Genomic DNA, 19,031 nt, shown 5'->3' with positions numbered 1-19,031 from the left:
CCCACAGGGGCTCTTTGTCGAACACAAATAATGTGTTCATGGAGATCTACTGTGGGAGCGAGCCTGCTCGCGAATGCGGTGGGTCATCTAGCATCTATGTTGAAGCTGAAAACCCTTCGCGAGCAGGCTCGCTCCCACAGGTTTTCTGCAGCGGCGAATTTCAGAAACAAAAACGGAGCGTTCGCACGCTCCGTTCTTCGTTCAAGTCGATGTTACTTGCCGACTTGCTTTTCCTTGATTTCCGCCAGGGTCTTGCAGTCAACGCACATGTCAGCGGTAGGGCGGGCTTCCAGTCGCTTGACGCCGATTTCGACGCCACAGGACTCGCACCAGCCATATTCTTCGTCTTCAATCAGTTGCAGCGTCTTGTCGATCTTCTTGATCAGCTTGCGCTCGCGGTCGCGGGCACGCAGCTCGAGGCTGAATTCTTCTTCCTGGCTGGCACGGTCTGCCGGGTCCGGGAAGTTGGCCGCTTCGTCTTTCATGTGATCAACAGTACGGTCGACTTCCTGCATCAAGTCCTGTTTCCACTTGTTCAGGATCTTGGTGAAGTGCGCGCGCATGGGCTTGCCCATGTACTCCTCGCCCTTCACTTCTTTATAGGGTTCGAAGCCGCTGATCGTCGGGTTTTGCTGTTGCTTTGCTTGGGTGGGCATGAAATGGACCGCCTCTACTCTTGTAATCCATCTGCGCAGGATTGCTCCATCACCGACACCTGCCGGCCCTGCGGCTGCAAGCGGGCGAACTTACCAGATCAAATCGGGGCGCGCTACTCCCGGATGTTGAAGTAGTGGCTCGCAGCGCATGCAAATCATTGCAAGGCCTTGTCTGGTGGTGTTGGAGACCTGGTCAAATATTGATTTTAGTCAAACTTGGGGTACTCGTTTGAGTCGTTTATGTTCAGGTGCTAAGGCGTCTGACCGCTTTAGGCTCTCGCTCGTTCCTGCGCTTGGGTAGAATTGATTTTTTTCTCTGTTGAAGGAAGGCTAATGGCTCAGTCCTACAGTGCCCGCAGTCGTGCAATCGAACCTTTTCACGTCATGGCGTTGCTGGCGCGGGCCAATGAATTGCAAGCGGCTGGCCACGACGTGATCCACCTGGAAATCGGCGAGCCGGACTTCACCACCGCCGAGCCGATCATTCAGGCCGGACACGCCGCATTGACGGCGGGGAAGACCCGTTACACCGCTGCGCGGGGCATTCCCGAGTTGCGAGGGGCCATTTCCAATTTCTATCAGCAGCGTTACGGGTTGAACATTGACCCCAAACGAATCCTCATCACCCCCGGCGGTTCTGGCGCCTTATTGCTGGCCAGTGCCTTGCTGGTGGACCCAGGCAAACACTGGCTGCTGGCGGATCCCGGCTACCCCTGCAACCGGCACTTTCTGCGATTGGTGGAGGGTGCGGCGCAGCTTGTTCCTGTAGGTCCCGAGGTGCGTTATCAGCTAACCCCTGATCTGGTTGCGCGTCACTGGGATCACGACAGCGTCGGCGCATTGGTGGCGTCCCCGGCCAATCCGACCGGGACGATCCTGACTCGCGATGAGCTGGCGGGGTTGTCTGCGGCAATCAAACTTCGACACGGCCACCTGGTGGTGGATGAGATTTATCACGGCCTGACGTACGGCACTGATGCCGCCACCGTGCTGGAAGTCGATGACAACGCCTTTGTGCTCAACAGCTTTTCCAAGTATTTCGGCATGACTGGCTGGCGTCTCGGTTGGCTGGTCGCCCCGGAGGCGGCCGTCGGTGAACTGGAAAAGCTCGCGCAAAATCTTTACATCAGCGCGCCGAGCATGGCCCAGTACGCCGCATTGGCCTGCTTTGAGCCGGCGACCATCAGCATTCTCGAAGAGCGCCGCGCCGAATTTGGCCGTCGTCGCGATTTCCTGCTGCCTGCCTTGCGCGAGCTGGGTTTTGGCATTGCCGTGGAGCCGGAAGGCGCGTTCTATTTGTACGCGGATATCAGCAAATTCGGCGGAGATGCCTTCGCGTTCTGCCGGCACTTCCTCGAAACCGAACATGTGGCAATTACCCCTGGACTGGATTTCGGGCGTTTTCACGCTGGGCACCATGTGCGTTTTGCCTACACCCAAAGCCTGCCGCGCTTGCAGGAGGCGGTCGAGCGGATCGCTCGCGGTTTGAAGAGCTGGCAAGGCTGATGCGTTTTCATCCTCCCCTCGAAGAAGGGCGCCTGATCCGCCGTTACAAGCGTTTTCTCGCCGATATCGAAACCGTCAGCGGCGAGTTGCTGACTATTCATTGTCCCAACACGGGTTCAATGCTCAATTGCCAAGTCGAAGGTGGACAGGTCTGGTTCAGCCGCTCCAATGACCCCAAGCGCAAGTTGCCCGGCACCTGGGAAGTCGGCGAAACCCCTCAAGGGCGCTTGTTTTGCGTCAATACCGGGCGGGCCAACGGTTTGATAGAAGAGGCACTGCGCGCCGGTGTCATCAGCGAGCTGAACGGTTTTACCGAGCTCAAGCGCGAAGTTGCCTATGGGCAGGAAAGCAGCCGCATCGATTTCCGTCTCGATTACCCCGGCGGCCCGGCTTATGTAGAAGTCAAAAGCGTCACCTTGGGCTTCGACGGTTCCTCGGTGGCCGCGTTTCCCGACGCAGTGACCCAGCGCGGGGCCAAGCATCTGCGCGAATTGGCGCACTTGGCCCGGGACGGGATTCGTGCGGTTCAGTTGTATTGCGTCAACTTGACCGGCATCGAAGCCGTGCGTCCTGCAGAAGAAATCGATTCGGCCTACGCGGCGGCCTTGCGTGAGGCCGTGGCGTGCGGGGTCGAGGTGCTGGCCTATGGCGTGCGTTTGACCCATGAAGAGATGGTGGTTGATCGACGCCTGGACGTGCTGCTCAACGGCTAAAGGCTGACCCAGATGCCTTGCGCGTCTTCACGGCAGGGCACGGCGGTCAGCGATTGACCGGCGCAGGGGCCGGAAACGCATTCGCCGTCTTCGATCAGAAACAGTGCGCCATGGGTGGCGCACTGGATCAGGCTGCTGCTGGGGTCGAGAAAGCTGTCTGGCGTCCATTCCAGGCCAACCCCCCGGTGCGGGCAGCGATTGACGTAGACGTAGACCTGGCCGCTGCGGCGTACGGCAAAGAGCTTCTGCCCTTCGATGTCGAAACCGCGACTGCTGGTGTCAGCCAATTCGGCACCGGTGCAAAGAAACTTCATGTATATCCTCAAGAAATGTCCGAGCTTGACGTTCAAATGCAAGCAATTATCAAATGGCCACCTTGCCCGTCGGGCGCAGGTGCCAGAGGCTGAGAATACTTGGCCTGCCATCGCGATGCCTGGGAAAACTGTATAGGAAGCTATTTATGCGCCTGAGTACACGCGTTGCTGCGCTCTGTGTCGGACTCTTCGTCAGTCACCATGGCGCAGCAGCCGAGTTGCCGCAACGTTGGGTCAGTGCCGGTGGCGCGTTGTCCGAATGGGTGAGCGCATTGGGGGGCGAATCGAAACTGGTCGGTGTCGACACCACCAGTCAGCACCCTGAAAGCCTCAAGGCGCTGCCAAGCATTGGCTATCAGCGGCAATTGTCGGCGGAGGGCATTTTGAGCTTGCGCCCGCAGCTACTGATCGGCACCGAAGAAATGGGCCCGCCGCCGGTGCTCTCGCAGGTTCGAAACACCGGGGTACAGGTCGAGTTGTTCTCGGCTCAGCCGGATTTGCCTGCATTGCAGGGCAATTTGCAGCATCTGGGCAAGTTGCTGGGAGCTGAAAACCAGGCTGCCCAGGCGTACCAGCAGTATCAGGCGCAACTCGATCAACAAAAAATCCGCGTGACCCAGGCACAGCTGACGCAACAATCACCGGGCGTGCTGATGCTGCTCGGGCATGCGGGCGGCAAACCGCTTATCGCTGGCAAGGACACCGCCGCCGATTGGTTGTTGCAACAGGCGGGTGGTCACAACCTGGCCACGCATACCGGCTATAAGCCTTTTTCTGTCGAGTCTCTGGTGAGCCTGGACCCCGAAGTGCTGGTGTTTGCCGACCGCGCACTAACGGGGGATGCGGCGCGTGCCGAGCTGTTCAAGGAAAACCCGATGCTGTCCTCGACCCGCGCGGCGGGGGATGGTCGAGTCATAGAGCTGGATCCGACGTTGCTGGTGGGCGGGCTGGGACCACGGTTGCCCGATAGCCTGAAAAAGCTGTCTGACGGGTTCTTTCCTGGCACGGCTGGCCAATGACCGTGCTGCTTAAACCTCGTGCACTGTTCATTGGCCTGAGTCTTCTGTGTTTGCTGGCGATCTGGCTGTCGCTGGCACTGGGGCCGGTCAGTTTGCCGTTGCTCGACACTTTGCACGCCGCGCTGCGTTTGGTCGGATTGCCGATCGCGCCGGACGGTCTGGAGCAGGCTGAATTGATCGTGGGGCAGATCCGTCTGCCGCGAACCTTGCTGGGACTGACGGTGGGCGGCGTGCTGGCGCTGACCGGTGTGGCGATGCAGGGCCTGTTTCGTAACCCGCTGGCGGACCCGGGACTGGTGGGGGTGTCCAGCGGCGCAGCATTGGGTGCGGCCATCGCGATTGTCGGTGGGTCAATATTTGGCGGCCTGCCGGAGTCGTTCGGGCCCTATCTGCTGTCGGTATGTGCGTTTCTCGGTGGCTTGGGGGTGACGGCTTTGGTATATCGACTGGGCAGACGCAACGGTCAGACGAACGTCGCGACAATGCTGCTGGCCGGTATCGCATTGACGGCTTTGGCGGGCTCGGCGGTAGGGTTGTTCACCTATCTGGCTGACGATGCGACTCTGCGTACGCTGACGTTCTGGAATCTGGGCAGCCTTAATGGCGCCAGTTACGCCAGACTCTGGCCGTTGCTGGTGGTGAGTGCAGCCGTGGCGCTGTGGTTGCCGCGTCGAGCCAAGGCCTTGAATGCATTATTGCTGGGCGAGTCGGAGGCCGGACATCTGGGCATCGACGTCGAGGGGCTCAAGCGCGAATTGGTGTTCTGCACAGCACTGGGGGTTGGCGCGGCGGTGGCGGCGGCGGGGATGATCGGATTTGTCGGGCTGGTGGTGCCGCACCTCGTGCGTTTGCTGTCCGGTCCCGATCATCGAGTATTGTTGCCTGCCTCGGTTCTGGCAGGTGCGAGTCTTCTGTTGTTTGCCGATCTGGTGGCGCGACTGGCTATGGCGCCCGCCGAACTGCCGATCGGCATCGTCACGGCCTTTATTGGTGCACCATTCTTCCTGTTCTTGTTGCTCCGGAGGCGCGCCTGATGTTGCGCACGCAGAATCTGCAAATCCGTCGCGGCGCCAAGATTGTACTGACGGACATCACGCTTGAGCTCCGGCCTGGCGAAGTGCTTGGCGTGCTCGGCCCCAATGGCGCCGGCAAAAGTACCCTGCTCGGTGCCTTGTGCGGCGAATTGCATGCTCATCAAGGAAGCGTCTGGCTCGATGATCGCGAACTGCGCCACTGGGCCGCCGCACTGCGCGCGCAGCGCCTGGCGGTGCTGCCGCAGGTGTCGACCCTGGACTTTGCCTTTCGCGTCGAAGAAGTGGTGGGTATGGGGCGTTTGCCCCATCAAAGTGGTCGGGTGCGCGACGACGAGATTGTCGCTGCCGCGTTACACGCCGCCGATGCCGGGCACCTGAGTGGTCGCAGCTATCTGGCGTTGTCCGGCGGCGAGCGGCAGCGGGTGCATCTGGCCCGGGTGCTGGCGCAGCTCTGGCCGGGCGAGGCGGGGCAGACGCTGTTGCTCGATGAGCCGACCTCAATGCTTGACCCGCTGCATCAGCACACCACACTGCAAGCGGTGCGCGTGTTTGCCGATCGCGGCGCGGCCGTATTGGTCATCTTGCATGATCTGAACCTGGCGGCGCGGTATTGTGATCGTCTGTTACTGCTTGAGGGCGGGCGTCCGGTGGCACTGGATACGCCGGAACAGGTCCTGAAGCCCGAACCGCTCAAAGCCGTGTTCGGGCTGGAAGTATTGGTCCAGCAGCATCCGGAGCGTGGGCATCCGCTGATCATCGCCCGCTGATACTTTTCATCGAGGTGAACATGCGTGGAATTTTGCTGTTGGCCGTACTGCTATTGAGTGCCTGCCAACATGTCTCGGTGCCACCACCGGTCAGCGCTGACATTCGGGACCTGAGTACCGGTGAAACCCTGACGGAGCAGGAACTGATCGAACGACTTGCCAAGCCTTCGCGGCTGATCGTCGGTGAGCAGCATGACAATCGCGATCACCACCAACTGCAACTGTGGTTGCTGCAGTCTCTGGGGGAGCAGCGACCACAAGGCAGTTTGCTCCTGGAAATGCTGACGCTGGATCAACAACAGCGCGTCGATGACGTTCGTAATGCCTCGACGACACCGGAAGATCTGCCGGCTGCCTTGGCTTGGCAGGAGGGTTGGGACTGGGACCTGTACGGGCCGATCGTACGTTTCGCACTGACTCAGCCATATCCGCTGCTCGCGGCCAATCTGGATAACCTCGACGTTCGTGCGGTCTATGCCAAACCTCCGGCATTGAGCGGTTCACAGTCCAATGCCGCGTCGGTCAAGGAAGCGTTGCTGGTGCAAATCAGCGACTCCCATTGCGGCTTGCTGCCCACTTCACAAATGCCCGCCATGCTGGCAGTCCAGCAGCAACGAGATCGGCGAATGGCTGAGCGCTTACTGGCAGCCCCGACGCCTTCACTGCTGTTTGCCGGTGCCTATCACGCGCGCAAGGACGTTGGCGTGCCGATCCATGTGCTGGATTTGGGGCAGGCGCAAGCGCCGACGGTGTTGATGCTGGCAGAGCAGGGGGCCGTGGTAACAGCAGCAATGGCCGATTACGTCTGGTACACCCCCGCTTCACCGCCTCAGGATTACTGCGCGCAGATGCGTAAGCAGTTTGGCAAATAACGTCCGGTTTTTTAACGGGCAAAAAAAGACCCGGCAAGAGCCGGGTCAAATAACCGTGATTAGCCTGATGAGGAGATATCTGAGAGTCCGAACCAAGGGCTTTTCAAATATCGACCAGTCTCGCGACCAGTTGTGATAATCATATCGATTCTCATTACCAAGTCAATCGCTGTTTTTTGATTTCTTTTAAATGCGCCGTCAACCCGCGTCAAAGCCCTGTCATCACTGGGTAGTCGGGCTGTGCGCCTGAGCGAAATCAATGCCTTCAAACCTTGTGGCGTGACGAAATCGCTTCCAGTTGTTTATTCAAGTCTTCTTTACGCTCGGCTGGGATGTCGTTCCAGTGCACATCCATCAATGCGCCTTCGATCGCATACAACAACACCTTGGACGCCCGAAACCCGCGCGTACGCACGGCCCGATAAGCATCCACCGCCCCAAGGCGACGCAAGTCCGAGGCGCTGTGGATACCCACGGCATGCAGCCACTGCGCCGATGTCTTGCCAAGATTTTTCAGGTGTTGCAGTTCATCATTCATCAAGCCTCCTTGCGACAGCCGAGCGGTGCGTGGGCGAGCTTCTCAGGAGTGTAGCCATCAGTAGGAAAAGCGTGATTGTTTGGCGGTTTTCGTCGCAAAAGCTTCTAAGAAGCAAACTCAACAACTTGGGTGAATGTCGGCGAATGCAATGGGGTGGGTACTGGAAGTCTAGCTGTCGGGAGCAAACACGGAGTCCAGCGCAAAGCGGGGGCGCTGGACTTGTCAGGTAAAACGTCGTTTTTTTAACGAGTGCGATAACGCAGGCGAGTGCCGAAGTTCATCGACATCAGGATCTCGTCCGCGCTCAGCTCTGGCGGGAAGTACGCGCCGGAGATCTGTGCGTGGGCAAGGCTGGCACCTTCGAGGGATGCATTGCGAAAATCGATGYCGCGCAAGTCCGCGGAACGGAAATAGGCATTGGTAAAGTCGATGCCATCCGCATTCAGTTCACGCAAGTCCAGGCCGCGGAAGTCGCCGCCGGACATATCGATAGGTCCATCTTTGGGCCGCTCGTTGTTGAACCCTGAGATGTCGTCTTTATGCAGCAAGGCATACAGCGGGGTGTCGAGAAGTTTGGGCTGGCTCATGTCGCGTCACCTGATGGTTTTGTGGTGCTATTATAGTGCCACTATTTGACAGCCGTGAAGCCAGGGGAGGCTTCACGGCCGAAATTGTTTTACAGGCCTGGCATGCGTTGACGAATTTGCGCAACGACCGTGTCGAGGGTTCCGCTTTCATTGGTCTGGACACGCTTGCTGCACAGAATCTCTGCTGGCGTCAGCGGTTCACGATTGGCTTGCTGGGCTTCGATAACGGCCAGGTTGGCGTCGGACGGATCCTTGTTGTCTGCCTGGCGCAGTGCCAGCCAGCTCTCGATTACGGCTTGCGGCGCATTGCAATCGAGGATCAGGAACGGTGCCCCCGTGGCCTCGGCGATTTTTGCCGCGCCGTCGCGCTGGTTGCGCTTGAGGTAAGTGGCATCGATCACCACCGGGAAACCGGCGCGCAGAAGGATCCCGGCAATCTCATGCAGACGGCTGTAGGTGGCGGCGCTGGCGTCAGCACTATAAATGCCGGCATGTGGGTCATTCGCTACAGTTTGCTCGCCGAACAGTCGTTTGCGTTCTACATCCGAGCGAAGGCGAATGGCGCCCAGTGCTTCGACCAGACGCATGGCGACATGGCTCTTGCCGACGGCGGACACGCCGTGGGTAATTGCCAGGAAACGCGAAGGAATGGTGCTGTAGCTTTCCGCGAGGTTGGCGTAGTTGCGATACTGGCGCAGGGTCGTGGCGCGCTGCACCGGATCGGCTTCGGCGGGCATGCTGAACAGGCTGACTTTGGCGCGAACCAGTGCGCGGTAGGCTTTATAGAAGTTCAGTAGTTCAACGCCTTGATAGTCCCCGGTCAGCTCCAGGTATTGGCTGATGAAACGGCGCGCGAGGGATTTCAGGCCACGGTCTTCCAAGTCCATCGCCAGGAAACCGGTATCGGCGTAGACGTCGGTGAAGCGGAACGGTTCGTTGAACTCGATGCAATCGAAGATCACGACCTTGCCATTGATTACGGTGGCGTTGCCCAAGTGGATGTCACCGTGGCATTCACGAATGAAGCCCTCGGCCTTGCGCTGGGCGAACAGTGGCTTGAGGCGTTCGAAGCTGCTTTCGGCCCAGGCTTGCAGGGCATCGAGTTGCAGCAGATCGGCCTTGTCGTTGAGGAACGGGCGGATCTGTTCGAAGTTCTGGCGCACGGGCGCCATGACGCTGTCCGGGTTACCCGCTTCGTGTTCGGCAGGGACTTTCGGTGCGCCGAGGTGGAATCGAGCGATCTGCGCGGCCATCTCGTCGATGTGCGCGGTGGTCAGTTCGCCATTGGCCTGCAGGGTGCTGAGCAGCTGGCTTTGTGGGAATTGACGCATTTTCAGGGCGAAATCGACGACCGGACCTTCACCGCCCAGTTGTGGTGCTTCGGCACTGCCGGTGATTGGCAACACTTCCAGGTACAAGTCGTTGGTCAGGCGCTGGTTCAAACGCAGTTCTTCACTGCAGAAGTGCTCGCGTGCGTCGAGGCTGGTGAAGTCGAGGAAGCCGAAATTCACGGGCTTCTTCACTTTATAAGCAAAGGGACCTGTGAGGATGACCCAGGAAATATGGGTTTCGATGACCTGGAATCCGTCTACCGGATGCGGGTAGAGGGCCGGGTTTTGCAGAGCGGCGATCAGGGACTGGCTCACAGGCGATCCTTCAGAGTCTGGGAAAAATTCAAGGCCGCCATTATGGCCGCAAGTCCGCCTGACGCAAACCTTGGAGGGTGCCTGTTGAGTCTGAGTAAAGTGCGTATAATCCGCCGCCATGACTCGTACCCGATCCCCCCGCACTCCAAAAAAACCACCTTCCAGGGGCCTGAGCCCATGGCTGGGCTGGGCCCTTAAACTCAGTCTGGTCGGCCTTGTCGTGCTCGCCGGATTCGCGGTTTACCTTGATGCTATCGTCCAGGAAAAATTCTCCGGCAAGCGCTGGACTATCCCGGCCAAGGTGTATGCGCGCCCGCTTGAGCTGTTCACAGGACAGAAGCTGAGCAAGGAAGATTTCCTCACCGAACTCGACGCCTTGGGCTACCGACGCGAAAGCGTGAGCAACGGCCCGGGCGCTGCATCGGTCAACGGCAATACCGTCGACTTGAATACCCGTGGATTCCAGTTCTATGAAGGCCTGGAGAAACCTCAGCCCGTGCGCGTACGTTTCTCCGGCGACTATGTCGCGGAGCTCTCTGCGACCAACGGTTCGAAGCTTTCAGTGGTGCGGCTGGAGCCGCTGATGATCGGTGGGATTTACCCGAAAAACCTGGAAGACCGCATCCTGATCAAAATCGATCAGGTGCCGCCTTATCTGCTGGAAACCCTGATTGCCGTGGAAGATCGGGACTTCTATAGCCACTGGGGCGTGTCGCCCAAGTCGATTGTCCGGGCCGTCTACGTCAACACCTCTGGCGGCAAGATGACCCAGGGCGGCAGTACGCTGACACAACAGTTGGTCAAGAACTTCTACTTGACCAGTGAACGCAGCCTGTCGCGCAAACTCACCGAAGCCATGATGGCGATGTTGCTTGAGCTGCATTACGACAAACGAGACATTCTTGAGGCTTACCTCAATGAAGTGTTCGTCGGTCAGGACGGCCAGCGCGCGGTTCACGGTTTCGGTCTGGCCAGCCAGTTCTTCTTCGGGCAGCCGTTGTCCGAACTGAAACTGCATCAAGTTGCCATGTTGGTGGGGATGGTCAAGGGACCGTCCTATTACAACCCGCGTCGCAATCCTGAGCGGGCGCTTGAGCGGCGCAATCTGGTGCTCGATGTCCTTGAGCAACAAGGTGTCGCCACCGCTGAGCAGGTCGCTGCTGCGAAGAAAATGCCACTGGGTGTGACGACGCGCGGCAAGCTGGCCGACAGCTCGTTCCCGGGTTTTATCGATCTGGTTAAACGCCAGTTACGCGAAGACTACCGCGACGAAGACTTGACCGAAGAGGGACTGCGGATCTTCACCAGCTTCGACCCGATTCTGCAAATGAAAGCCGAAGCCTCCGTCAACGACACCTTCAAGCGTCTGTCCGGTCGCAAGGGTTCCGATGAAGTCGAAGCGGCCATGGTAGTGACGAACCCGGAAACCGGTGAGGTCCAGGCTATGATCGGCAGTCGCCAGGCCAGTTTTGCCGGTTTCAACCGTGCACTGGACGCGGTACGCCCCATCGGTTCGTTGATCAAGCCGGCGGTTTATCTGACGGCTCTTGAGAAGCCTACTCAATACACCCTGACCAGTTGGCTTTCAGACGAATCCTTCTCGGTCAAAGGCGCGGACGGTCAGGTCTGGAAACCGCAGAACTATGATCGCCGTTCCCACGGTACGGTGTTCCTGTATCAGGGGCTGGCGCATTCTTACAACCTGTCGACCGCGCGTCTTGGCTTGGCAATGGGTGTACCGAATGTCCTCAAGACCCTGGCTCGCCTGGGCRTGACTCGCGAATTCCCTGCGTTCCCGTCGATGTTGCTGGGCGCAGGTGGCATGACGCCGATTGAAGTGGCGACCATGTACCAGACCCTCGCCAACGGTGGTTTCAATACGCCGATGCGTGGGATTCGTAGCGTATTGACCGCCGAAGGCGAACCGCTCAAGCGCTATCCGTTCCAGATCGAGCAGCGTTTTGACCCGGCGTCCATTTACCTGATCCAGAGCGCCATGCAGCGGGTCATGCGTGAAGGTACCGGCAGTTCGGTTTATAACGTGTTGCCCAAGACCCTGACCCTGGCCGGCAAGACCGGGACCAGTAACGATTCCCGGGATAGCTGGTTCGCCGGTTTCAGTCAGGACTTGCTGGCGGTGGTCTGGCTGGGTCGCGATGACAACGGTAAGACGCCTTTCACCGGCGCTACCGGTGCCTTGCAGGTCTGGACCAGTTTTATGCGTAAGGCCGATCCGCTGCCGCTGGACATGCCGCAGCCGGACAACATTGTTCAAGCCTGGGTCGATTCGCGTACCGGGCAAGGCTCCGATGCGGGCTGCCCAGGCGCTGTACAGATGCCGTATATTCGCGGCAGCGAACCACCTCCCGGTGCGGCTTGTGGTGGCGAAGGCCCTGCTTCCGGTGAAACGGTGATGGATTGGGTCAAGGGCTGGATGAATTAAGCAAAGAGGGATTCAAGTGAACAAGTGGTTGATACCAGCAGTTGTCACCGTGGCGTTGCTCAGCGGTTGCTCCACCGTACAACGCGGTTCGATTCCGGTTGAGGATTCCGGCACGGCTGTGTCCAACAGTGAGCGGATTTCGGCGAATGGCGGCTTTCGCAAGACGACTGTGAAGCGTCCTGCGCAAGCCCAGACCCAATCCCAGACCCAGGCGATTCCGCAAGGCGACACTGGTGTGGTGGTGATGGTCCCGGGCGGCGGCGCCGCCACCTCGGCGCCGATCAGTACCTCGGCCATTACGCCAGGCCCGATTATTCCTGGGCCGATCGATACGTCGCCGGTCCAGTCGGCACCGATCAATCAGGGCAGTTACAGCATGCCGCCGACGCCGAGCGGAATTCCTTCGGCGAACGCTGGCGGTCTGTCAGCCGACGAGCAACTGGACGGCCCGGTGCTGGCGTTGTTGACCACGGCTTCGCAGCAACAGGCAAGCGGCGACCTCAACGGTGCTTCGTCCAGTCTGGAGCGTGCTCAGCGCGTCGCGCCGCGTGAACCGCAAGTGCTTTATCGCCTGGCTCAAGTGCGCATGGCTCAAGGAGATKCCGCGCAGGCTGAACAATTCGCTCGTCGTGGTCTGACGTTCGCCAATGGCCGTCCGGATCTTCAAGCCAGCCTCTGGGATTTGATTGCCCAAGCGCGTGACAAGCAAGGTGATTCTGCCGGCGCATCTTTGGCCCGCCAGAAGGCCAAGGTATCGCTGTGATGGACGCACGTTTCCCGAAGATTGCCGAGCAGTTGCTGCTGATTGAGCGTGAACTGCGGGTGCAGGGGTGGTGGGATGACGTACCGCCCTCCGCTGAAGCGCTTTCCAGCGTCGAGCCATTTTCGGTCGATACGCTGGACTTCGAGCAGTGGCTGCAATGGATCTTCCTGCCTCGGATGAAGATGATTCTCGAGCAGGATCTGCCTTTGCCCACGGTGTCCGGGATTCAGGAGATGGCCGAAATGGTCTTCGCCGCCCGTGATGTCCAGGGCAAGGATCGGCAGCTGCAAGTGCTGCTCAAAGAGTTCGACCTGCTGATCACCACCGCCCGCTGAATCGGCAACTGCCAGTGCTTACTGGCAGTTATCCCATTGTTTCTGTGCTTCGCTGACGTTCCTGACGATGCGGGTTGGTCAGGCTATGCCTATCGCCTTGCTATTTCCTGGTCATGAGTTGCGCAATCGAAGCTAACACAGTCGCTGTTTGGCGATTTTTTCTTGCTTTCTCATGTGCTTACTTCAATTAAGCACATTGACGACTTGACTTGCAGAGGACGAAACAGAAGAATCCAAAGTCCGCTGTAGAGGGACTGCCAGAAGCAGACCCACTCAGCAGATCATGAGGCGCACACCCGCGCCGACTTGTTACACCCGCAACGCGTTACCTCGCGCTGGGTGGGAAAGGCCCGCAACACTTGGGACGATCCCAATACTTGCTCAGTCAGTGCTGACGTAGTCGGCGACCACCGTCGCTCATGCTCTGCTGAGAAGTAAACCTATTAAGACCCGTCCCGTTTATGTGGGCGGTATTCTGGCGTTTTAGAGGTGAACAACGTGGAGCTTTTATCTGGCGGTGAGATGCTCGTCCGCTTTTTGCGTGACGAAGGCGTCAAATATATCTACGGGTACCCGGGTGGTGCTCTTCTTCATGTCTACGATGCCCTGTTCAAAGAACCGGAAGTGACCCACATCCTGGTTCGTCACGAGCAGGCTGCGACCCATATGGCTGACGGTTATGCCCGTGCCACCGGTAAAGCCGGCGTGGTATTGGTGACTTCCGGTCCGGGCGCAACCAACGCCATCACCGGTATTGCCACGGCCTACATGGACTCCATTCCGATGGTGGTCATTTCCGGCCAGGTGCCTAGCAGCATGGTGGGCACTGATGCGTTCCAGGAAACCGACATGATCGGTATCTCCCGGCCGATCGTGAAGCACAGCTTTATGATCAAGCACGCATCGGAAATCCCGGAAGTCATGAAGAAAGCGTTCTACCTGGCGCAATCCGGTCGTCCGGGCCCGGTCGTTGTCGATATCCCGAAAGACATGACCAACCCGGCCGAGAAGTTCGAATACATCTTCCCGAAAAAAGCCAAGCTGCGTTCCTACAGCCCGGCCGTCCGCGGTCACTCCGGGCAAATCCGCAAGGCGGCAGAAATGCTCCTGGCGGCCAAGCGCCCAGTGATGTACGCAGGTGGTGGTGTGATTCTCGGTGGTGGCTCCGCGCCGCTGACCGAATTGGCGAAGATGCTTAACCTGCCAGTGACCAATACCCTGATGGGCCTGGGTGCCTACCCTGGCACCGACCGTCAGTTCATCGGCATGCTCGGCATGCACGGCAGCTACACCGCCAACCTGGCCATGCACCATGCCGACGTGATCCTTGCGGTCGGCGCGCGTTTCGATGACCGCGTGATCAACGGCCCGGCGAAGTTCTGCCCGAATGCCAAGATCATTCACATCGACATCGACCCGGCTTCGATTTCCAAGACCATCAAGGCAGACGTGCCTATCGTCGGCCCGGTCGAGAGCGTCTTGACCGAAATGGTCGCGATCCTCAAGGAAATCGGCGAGACCCCGAACAAAGAGTCCGTCGCCAGCTGGTGGAAGCAGGTTGATGAGTGGCGCGGTGATCGAGGCCTGTTCCCTTACGACAAGGGCGACGGCAGCGTCATCAAGCCGCAGACCGTGATCGAAACCCTGTGCGAAGTCACCAAGGGCGATGCCTTTGTGGCCTCCGACGTGGGCCAGCACCAAATGTTCGCGGCGCAGTACTACAAGTTCAACAAGCCGAACCGCTGGATCAACTCCGGTGGATTGGGCACCATGGGCTTCGGTTTCCCGGCGGCCATGGGGATCAAGTTGAGCTTCCCGGATGCCGACGTTGTCTGCGTGACGGGCGAGGGCAGCATCCAGATGAACATTCAGGAACTGTCCACCTGCCTGCAATATGGCTTGCCGGTCAAAATCGTCATCCTGAACAACGGCGTTCTGGGTATGGTTCGCCAGTGGCAAGACATGAGTTACGGCAGCCGTCACTCGCACTCCTACATGGAATCGCTGCCTGATTTCGTCAAGCTGGCAGAGGCCTATGGTCACGTTGGCGTGCGCATCACCGACTCGAAAGATTTGAAGTCGAAGATGGAGGAGGCGTTCGCCATGAAGGATCGCTTGGTGGTGCTGGATATTTCAGTCGACACCAGCGAGCACGTCTATCCGATGCAGATCAAAGACGGCTCCATGCGCGATATGTGGCTGAGCAAGACGGAGCGTACTTAATCATGCGACACATTATTTCCTTGCTTCTGGAAAACGAACCGGGCGCTCTGTCTCGTGTAGTCGGCCTGTTCTCGCAGCGCAACTACAACATCGAAAGCCTGACCGTGGCACCAACCGAAGACCCGACTCTGTCGCGTCTGACGCTGACCACCGTCGGCCACGATGAAGTCATCGAGCAGATCACCAAGAACCTGAACAAGTTGATCGAAGTGGTCAAACTGGTCGACCTGTCGGAGAGTGCTCACATCGAGCGCGAACTGATGCTGGTCAAGGTCAAGGCCACCGGCGCCCAGCGTGCCGAGATCAAACGCACTACCGATATTTACCGTGGGCAGATCGTCGATGTCAGCGCCAGCGTGTATACCGTTCAACTGACCGGTACCAGCGACAAGCTCGACAGCTTCATTCAGTCCATTGGCACTGCGTCGATTCTGGAAACCGTCCGTAGCGGCGTAACCGGTATTGCCCGCGGCGACAAAGTACTCAGCATCTAAACCAAATTAGCGAATGGCCTGAACGGCCTGGATATATAGGGGAATTTCATGAAAGTTTATTACGAAAAAGACTGCGACCTGTCGATCATCCAGGGCAAGAAAGTTGCCATCATCGGTTACGGTTCCCAGGGCCACGCTCAAGCGTGCAACCTGAAAGATTCCGGCGTTGACGTTACTGTTGGTCTGCGTAAAGGTTCGGCCACTGTTGCCAAAGCCGAAGCTCACGGCCTGAAAGTGACCGACGTTGCTTCCGCTGTTGCAGCTGCCGACCTGGTCATGATCCTGACCCCGGACGAGTTCCAGTCTGCCCTGTACAAGAACGAAATCGAGCCGAACATCAAGAAAGGCGCCACCCTGGCCTTCTCCCACGGCTTCGCGATCCACTACAACCAGGTTGTTCCTCGCGCTGACCTCGACGTGATCATGATCGCGCCGAAAGCACCGGGCCACACCGTTCGTTCCGAGTTCGTCAAAGGCGGCGGCATCCCTGACCTGATCGCTATCTATCAGGACGCTTCCGGCAACGCCAAGAACGTTGCGCTGTCCTACGCTGCTGGCGTTGGTGGCGGTCGTACCGGCATCATCGAAACCACCTTCAAGGACGAGACTGAAACCGACCTGTTCGGCGAACAAGCCGTTCTGTGTGGCGGTACTGTTGAGCTGGTCAAAGCCGGTTTCGAAACCCTGGTTGAAGCTGGCTACGCGCCGGAAATGGCCTACTTCGAGTGCCTGCACGAACTGAAACTGATCGTTGACCTCATGTACGAAGGCGGTATCGCCAACATGAACTACTCGATCTCCAACAACGCTGAGTACGGCGAGTACGTGACTGGTCCGGAAGTGATCAACGCTGAATCCCGTCAGGCCATGCGCAACGCCCTGAAACGTATTCAGGACGGCGAATACGCCAAGATGTTCATCAGCGAAGGCGCAACCGGCTATCCTTCGATGACCGCCAAGMGTCGTAACAACGCCGCTCACGGTATCGAAATCATCGGCGAGCAACTGCGCTCCATGATGCCGTGGATCGGTGCCAACAAGATCGTCGACAAAGCCAAAAACTAAGTCACGCCCTTGTACGGAAGACGCGGCCTAGGCCGCGTTTTTTCGTTTGGATCGCCGCTTCTGGTATAAAGCTGCATCGTTTGTGGCCGAACCGTCGTCCCAAACACCTGTCGAAAACTTTCCATCCTGTTGCAAGGTAACGTCCATGAGCGAACGCCCCGAAGAGCCAAACCAGGCTCCTGACGCCGAAAGCCTGCTGCCCATCGATGAGCACATCGAAGAAGGGCATGACGCTGAAGGCCGTAAAGTCCGGCATCGTGGTATCTATCTTCTGCCGAATCTGTTTACAACTGCGAACCTGTTCGCAGGGTTCTATTCCATCATCAACTCAATGAGTGCCCAGGCGGCGTTGAGTGCCGGTGATTCGGGCACTGCGAGCAAGTACTTTGCTTTTGCCGCGATCGCGATTTTCGTGGCGATGGTGCTCGACGGTCTTGATGGCCGTGTGGCTCGCATGACCAATACCCAGAGCGCTTTTGGTGCTGAGTACGACTCACTGTCAGACATGGTCGCCTTTGGTGTTGCGCCGGCGTTGCTGGCGTTTGGCTGGGCCTTGGGTGATATGGGCAAGGTCGGCTGGATGGTCGCCTTCATCTATGTCGCGGGAGCTGCATTGCGTCTTGCACGCTTCAACACTCAGGTTGGTACCGCGGATAAACGCTACTTCATTGGCCTGGCCAGTCCGGCTGCGGCGGGTGTGGTCGCCGGGATTGTCTGGGCGTTCAGTGACTACGGTATTCAGGGATCGAAGATGTCCTTCCTGGTTGCGCTGATGGTGGCAGCTGCYGGCATGCTGATGGTCAGCAACATCAAGTACAACAGCTTCAAGGAGCTGGACYTGAAAGGGCGYGTWCCTTTYGTGGCGATTCTKGCGGTGGTGCTGGTRTTTGCKGTGGTSTTCAGTGATCCRCCRCGCATTCTGCTGCTGGTKTTCCTCGCCTAYGCGGCKTCSGGCCCKRTSCARTACCTGYTGCRCCTKCGTCGKCRCAAAARCGCCGAGTGATGTAATTTCCCYCATACTCCGCAGTCTATTGGTGCAACTGTTTTCCAAAGCTGCGGAGTTGCCATGCTGATCAAAGTCCCCAAAGCGTCTGACTGCCATGAGTCGGACGTCACGCCTGAATCCTTCTATCTATCTCGTCGTAATGTTCTCGGTGCCGCTGTCGCAGGTTTGGCGGCCAGTAGCCTGCCGCGCTGGGCCAGTGCCGAAGAGGCTGCACGCTATGCGGACGTCGAGTCTGGAAAAGCGCCGGCCTGGTTTGCCGAAAAGCTTCCTTCTACTAAATGGGGCGCGGTCCTCGTCAAGGACGAAGCGATCACGCCATACAAAGATGCAACCCACTACAACAACTTCTATGAGTTCGGTACTGATAAAGGCGACCCTGCTGCCAATGCAAGCGCACTGAAGACCGAGCCGTGGAGCGTGGTGGTGGATGGAGAAGTGGGCAAGCCGGGGCGGTATGCGCTGGAAGACCTCATGAAGCCCTATCAGTTGGAGGAGCGGATCTATCGTCTTCGTTGTGTTGAAGCGTGGTCGATGGTCATTCCGTGGATAGGGTTCCCCATCTCGGCCTTGCTCAAGCAAGTCGAGCCGACCTCAAAGGCGAAGTACATTCGTTTCGAAACCCTGGAAGATCCCAAGAGTATGCCGGGTCAGCGGTCAGGTTTTGCCTTGATTGACTGGCCGTATGTAGAAGGGCTGCGTCTGGATGAGGCGATGAACCCGCTGGCGATTCTGGCCGTAGGCATGTACGGGCGTGAGTTGCCTAATCAGAATGGAGCGCCGCTGCGCCTGGTGGTGCCCTGGAAGTACGGCTTCAAGAGCATCAAATCCATTGTGCGTATCAGCCTGGTCAGCGAGCAGCCGAAAACGACATGGCAGAGCATTGCTGCGGATGAGTATGGTTTCTACGCGAATGTGAATCCCACGGTTGATCATCCGCGCTGGACTCAGGCGCGGGAGCGTCGTTTGCCCAGCGGGTTGTTCAAGCCGAATGTGCGGGACACGCAGATGTTCAATGGCTACTCGGATGAAGTCGCCTCTCTATATACAGGG

Annotated in this window: 19 protein-coding genes; 14 read left to right on the top strand and 5 right to left on the bottom strand. The window is 58.4% G+C overall.

The features are described from left to right. Window positions 1–212: 212 nt before the first annotated feature. Window positions 213–656 (bottom strand): RNA polymerase-binding protein DksA, encoded by a 444-nt coding sequence (gene dksA / locus AC1DSG_RS14640; protein ID WP_477791522.1) that lies wholly within the window; start codon window positions 654–656, stop codon window positions 213–215. A 333-nt stretch (window positions 657–989) separates the two neighbouring features. Here dksA and AC1DSG_RS14635 point away from each other — a divergent pair, with 333 nt between their 5' ends. Together AC1DSG_RS14635 and sfsA are read left to right on the top strand one after the other, a co-directional pair. After that, on the top strand, window positions 990–2,162 hold the full coding sequence (locus AC1DSG_RS14635) for a pyridoxal phosphate-dependent aminotransferase (protein WP_477791521.1): 1,173 nt from the start codon (window positions 990–992) through the stop codon (window positions 2,160–2,162). Next, window positions 2,162–2,875 (top strand): DNA/RNA nuclease SfsA, encoded by a 714-nt coding sequence (gene sfsA, locus AC1DSG_RS14630; RefSeq protein WP_477791520.1) that lies wholly within the window; start codon window positions 2,162–2,164, stop codon window positions 2,873–2,875. Before AC1DSG_RS14635 ends, sfsA begins: the two co-directional genes overlap by 1 nt. On the opposite strand, the gene AC1DSG_RS14625 is transcribed toward sfsA, so the two are convergent. Further along, window positions 2,872–3,189: a Rieske (2Fe-2S) protein gene (locus AC1DSG_RS14625; RefSeq protein ID WP_477791519.1), complete on the bottom strand. Its 318-nt coding sequence runs from the start codon at window positions 3,187–3,189 to the stop codon at window positions 2,872–2,874. The two genes, sfsA and AC1DSG_RS14625, sit on opposite strands and share 4 nt — an antisense overlap. A 146-nt stretch (window positions 3,190–3,335) precedes the next feature. Between AC1DSG_RS14625 and AC1DSG_RS14620 the strand changes: the two genes are divergently transcribed. From AC1DSG_RS14620 to AC1DSG_RS14605, 4 genes are read left to right on the top strand one after another with little or no spacing between them, the layout of a single operon-like run. Then, on the top strand, window positions 3,336–4,208 hold the full coding sequence (locus AC1DSG_RS14620) for a heme/hemin ABC transporter substrate-binding protein (RefSeq protein WP_477791518.1): 873 nt from the start codon (window positions 3,336–3,338) through the stop codon (window positions 4,206–4,208). Between the two features lie 50 nt (window positions 4,209–4,258). Further along, window positions 4,259–5,242 (top strand): FecCD family ABC transporter permease, encoded by a 984-nt coding sequence (locus AC1DSG_RS14615; protein WP_477791523.1) that lies wholly within the window; start codon window positions 4,259–4,261, stop codon window positions 5,240–5,242. Then, window positions 5,242–6,009, top strand: coding sequence for a heme ABC transporter ATP-binding protein (locus AC1DSG_RS14610; protein WP_477791517.1), 768 nt, complete (start codon window positions 5,242–5,244; stop codon window positions 6,007–6,009). Before AC1DSG_RS14615 ends, AC1DSG_RS14610 begins: the two co-directional genes overlap by 1 nt. Before the next feature lie 20 nt (window positions 6,010–6,029). Then, entirely contained in the window at window positions 6,030–6,881 is an 852-nt protein-coding gene (locus AC1DSG_RS14605) for a ChaN family lipoprotein (protein WP_477791516.1), read from the top strand. Window positions 6,882–7,146: 265 nt separating this feature from the next. On the opposite strand, the gene AC1DSG_RS14600 is transcribed toward AC1DSG_RS14605, so the two are convergent. The 3 genes from AC1DSG_RS14600 to AC1DSG_RS14590 form a co-directional block, all read right to left on the bottom strand. Further along, complete coding sequence (locus tag AC1DSG_RS14600; protein WP_477791515.1) at window positions 7,147–7,419, bottom strand: TfoX/Sxy family protein; 273 nt, start codon at window positions 7,417–7,419, stop codon at window positions 7,147–7,149. A 242-nt stretch (window positions 7,420–7,661) separates the two neighbouring features. Then, entirely contained in the window at window positions 7,662–8,006 is a 345-nt protein-coding gene (locus AC1DSG_RS14595) for a pentapeptide repeat-containing protein (protein ID WP_477791514.1), read from the bottom strand. Between the two features lie 89 nt (window positions 8,007–8,095). Continuing rightward, window positions 8,096–9,652, bottom strand: a complete 1,557-nt coding sequence (locus tag AC1DSG_RS14590; protein WP_477791513.1) for a bifunctional aminoglycoside phosphotransferase/ATP-binding protein — start codon at window positions 9,650–9,652, stop codon at window positions 8,096–8,098. A 118-nt stretch (window positions 9,653–9,770) separates the two neighbouring features. Between AC1DSG_RS14590 and mrcB the strand changes: the two genes are divergently transcribed. The 8 genes from mrcB to msrP all read left to right on the top strand — a co-directional run. Beyond that, window positions 9,771–12,095 (top strand): penicillin-binding protein 1B, encoded by a 2,325-nt coding sequence (gene mrcB / locus AC1DSG_RS14585; RefSeq protein WP_477791512.1) that lies wholly within the window; start codon window positions 9,771–9,773, stop codon window positions 12,093–12,095. A gap of 16 nt (window positions 12,096–12,111) precedes the next feature. Continuing rightward, on the top strand, window positions 12,112–12,858 hold the full coding sequence (locus tag AC1DSG_RS14580) for a tetratricopeptide repeat protein (protein WP_477791511.1): 747 nt from the start codon (window positions 12,112–12,114) through the stop codon (window positions 12,856–12,858). Then, window positions 12,858–13,193, top strand: a complete 336-nt coding sequence (locus AC1DSG_RS14575) for a YqcC family protein (RefSeq protein WP_477791510.1) — start codon at window positions 12,858–12,860, stop codon at window positions 13,191–13,193. Before AC1DSG_RS14580 ends, AC1DSG_RS14575 begins: the two co-directional genes overlap by 1 nt. A gap of 498 nt (window positions 13,194–13,691) precedes the next feature. Then, window positions 13,692–15,416: an acetolactate synthase 3 large subunit gene (locus tag AC1DSG_RS14570; RefSeq protein ID WP_477791509.1), complete on the top strand. Its 1,725-nt coding sequence runs from the start codon at window positions 13,692–13,694 to the stop codon at window positions 15,414–15,416. 2 nt (window positions 15,417–15,418) lie between these two features. Then, window positions 15,419–15,910, top strand: coding sequence for an acetolactate synthase small subunit (gene ilvN, locus AC1DSG_RS14565; RefSeq protein WP_003176102.1), 492 nt, complete (start codon window positions 15,419–15,421; stop codon window positions 15,908–15,910). Between the two features lie 48 nt (window positions 15,911–15,958). Continuing rightward, window positions 15,959–16,975: a ketol-acid reductoisomerase gene (ilvC, locus tag AC1DSG_RS14560; RefSeq protein WP_477791508.1), complete on the top strand. Its 1,017-nt coding sequence runs from the start codon at window positions 15,959–15,961 to the stop codon at window positions 16,973–16,975. A gap of 145 nt (window positions 16,976–17,120) precedes the next feature. Further along, on the top strand, window positions 17,121–17,978 hold the full coding sequence (pssA, locus tag AC1DSG_RS14555; protein ID WP_477791507.1) for a CDP-diacylglycerol--serine O-phosphatidyltransferase: 858 nt from the start codon (window positions 17,121–17,123) through the stop codon (window positions 17,976–17,978). A 63-nt stretch (window positions 17,979–18,041) separates the two neighbouring features. Further along, window positions 18,042–19,031, top strand: a 990-nt coding sequence (gene msrP / locus AC1DSG_RS14550) for a protein-methionine-sulfoxide reductase catalytic subunit MsrP (RefSeq protein WP_477791506.1), incomplete at its 3' end; no start/stop codon positions are given.

The organism is Pseudomonas sp. P5_A12 (assembly GCF_056400685.1).
Note: the sequence above shows the minus strand (reverse complement) of the source record. Positions and strands in the feature narration are given on the sequence as shown.

What these genes read in the sequence shown, in the direction of transcription:
- AC1DSG_RS14635 (WP_477791521.1), top strand. Translation starts at nt 990, where the DNA reads ATGGCTCAGTCCTACAGTGCCCGCAGTCGTGCAATCGAACCTTTTCAC.
- AC1DSG_RS14605 (WP_477791516.1), top strand. Translation starts at nt 6,030, where the DNA reads ATGCGTGGAATTTTGCTGTTGGCCGTACTGCTATTGAGTGCCTGCCAA.
- AC1DSG_RS14625 (WP_477791519.1), bottom strand. Translation starts at nt 3,189, where the DNA reads ATGAAGTTTCTTTGCACCGGTGCCGAATTGGCTGACACCAGCAGTCGC.
- AC1DSG_RS14610 (WP_477791517.1), top strand. Translation starts at nt 5,242, where the DNA reads ATGTTGCGCACGCAGAATCTGCAAATCCGTCGCGGCGCCAAGATTGTA.
- AC1DSG_RS14620 (WP_477791518.1), top strand. Translation starts at nt 3,336, where the DNA reads ATGCGCCTGAGTACACGCGTTGCTGCGCTCTGTGTCGGACTCTTCGTC.
- AC1DSG_RS14600 (WP_477791515.1), bottom strand. Translation starts at nt 7,419, where the DNA reads ATGAATGATGAACTGCAACACCTGAAAAATCTTGGCAAGACATCGGCG.
- ilvN (WP_003176102.1), top strand. Translation starts at nt 15,419, where the DNA reads ATGCGACACATTATTTCCTTGCTTCTGGAAAACGAACCGGGCGCTCTG.
- AC1DSG_RS14575 (WP_477791510.1), top strand. Translation starts at nt 12,858, where the DNA reads ATGGACGCACGTTTCCCGAAGATTGCCGAGCAGTTGCTGCTGATTGAG.
- sfsA (WP_477791520.1), top strand. Translation starts at nt 2,162, where the DNA reads ATGCGTTTTCATCCTCCCCTCGAAGAAGGGCGCCTGATCCGCCGTTAC.
- dksA (WP_477791522.1), bottom strand. Translation starts at nt 656, where the DNA reads ATGCCCACCCAAGCAAAGCAACAGCAAAACCCGACGATCAGCGGCTTC.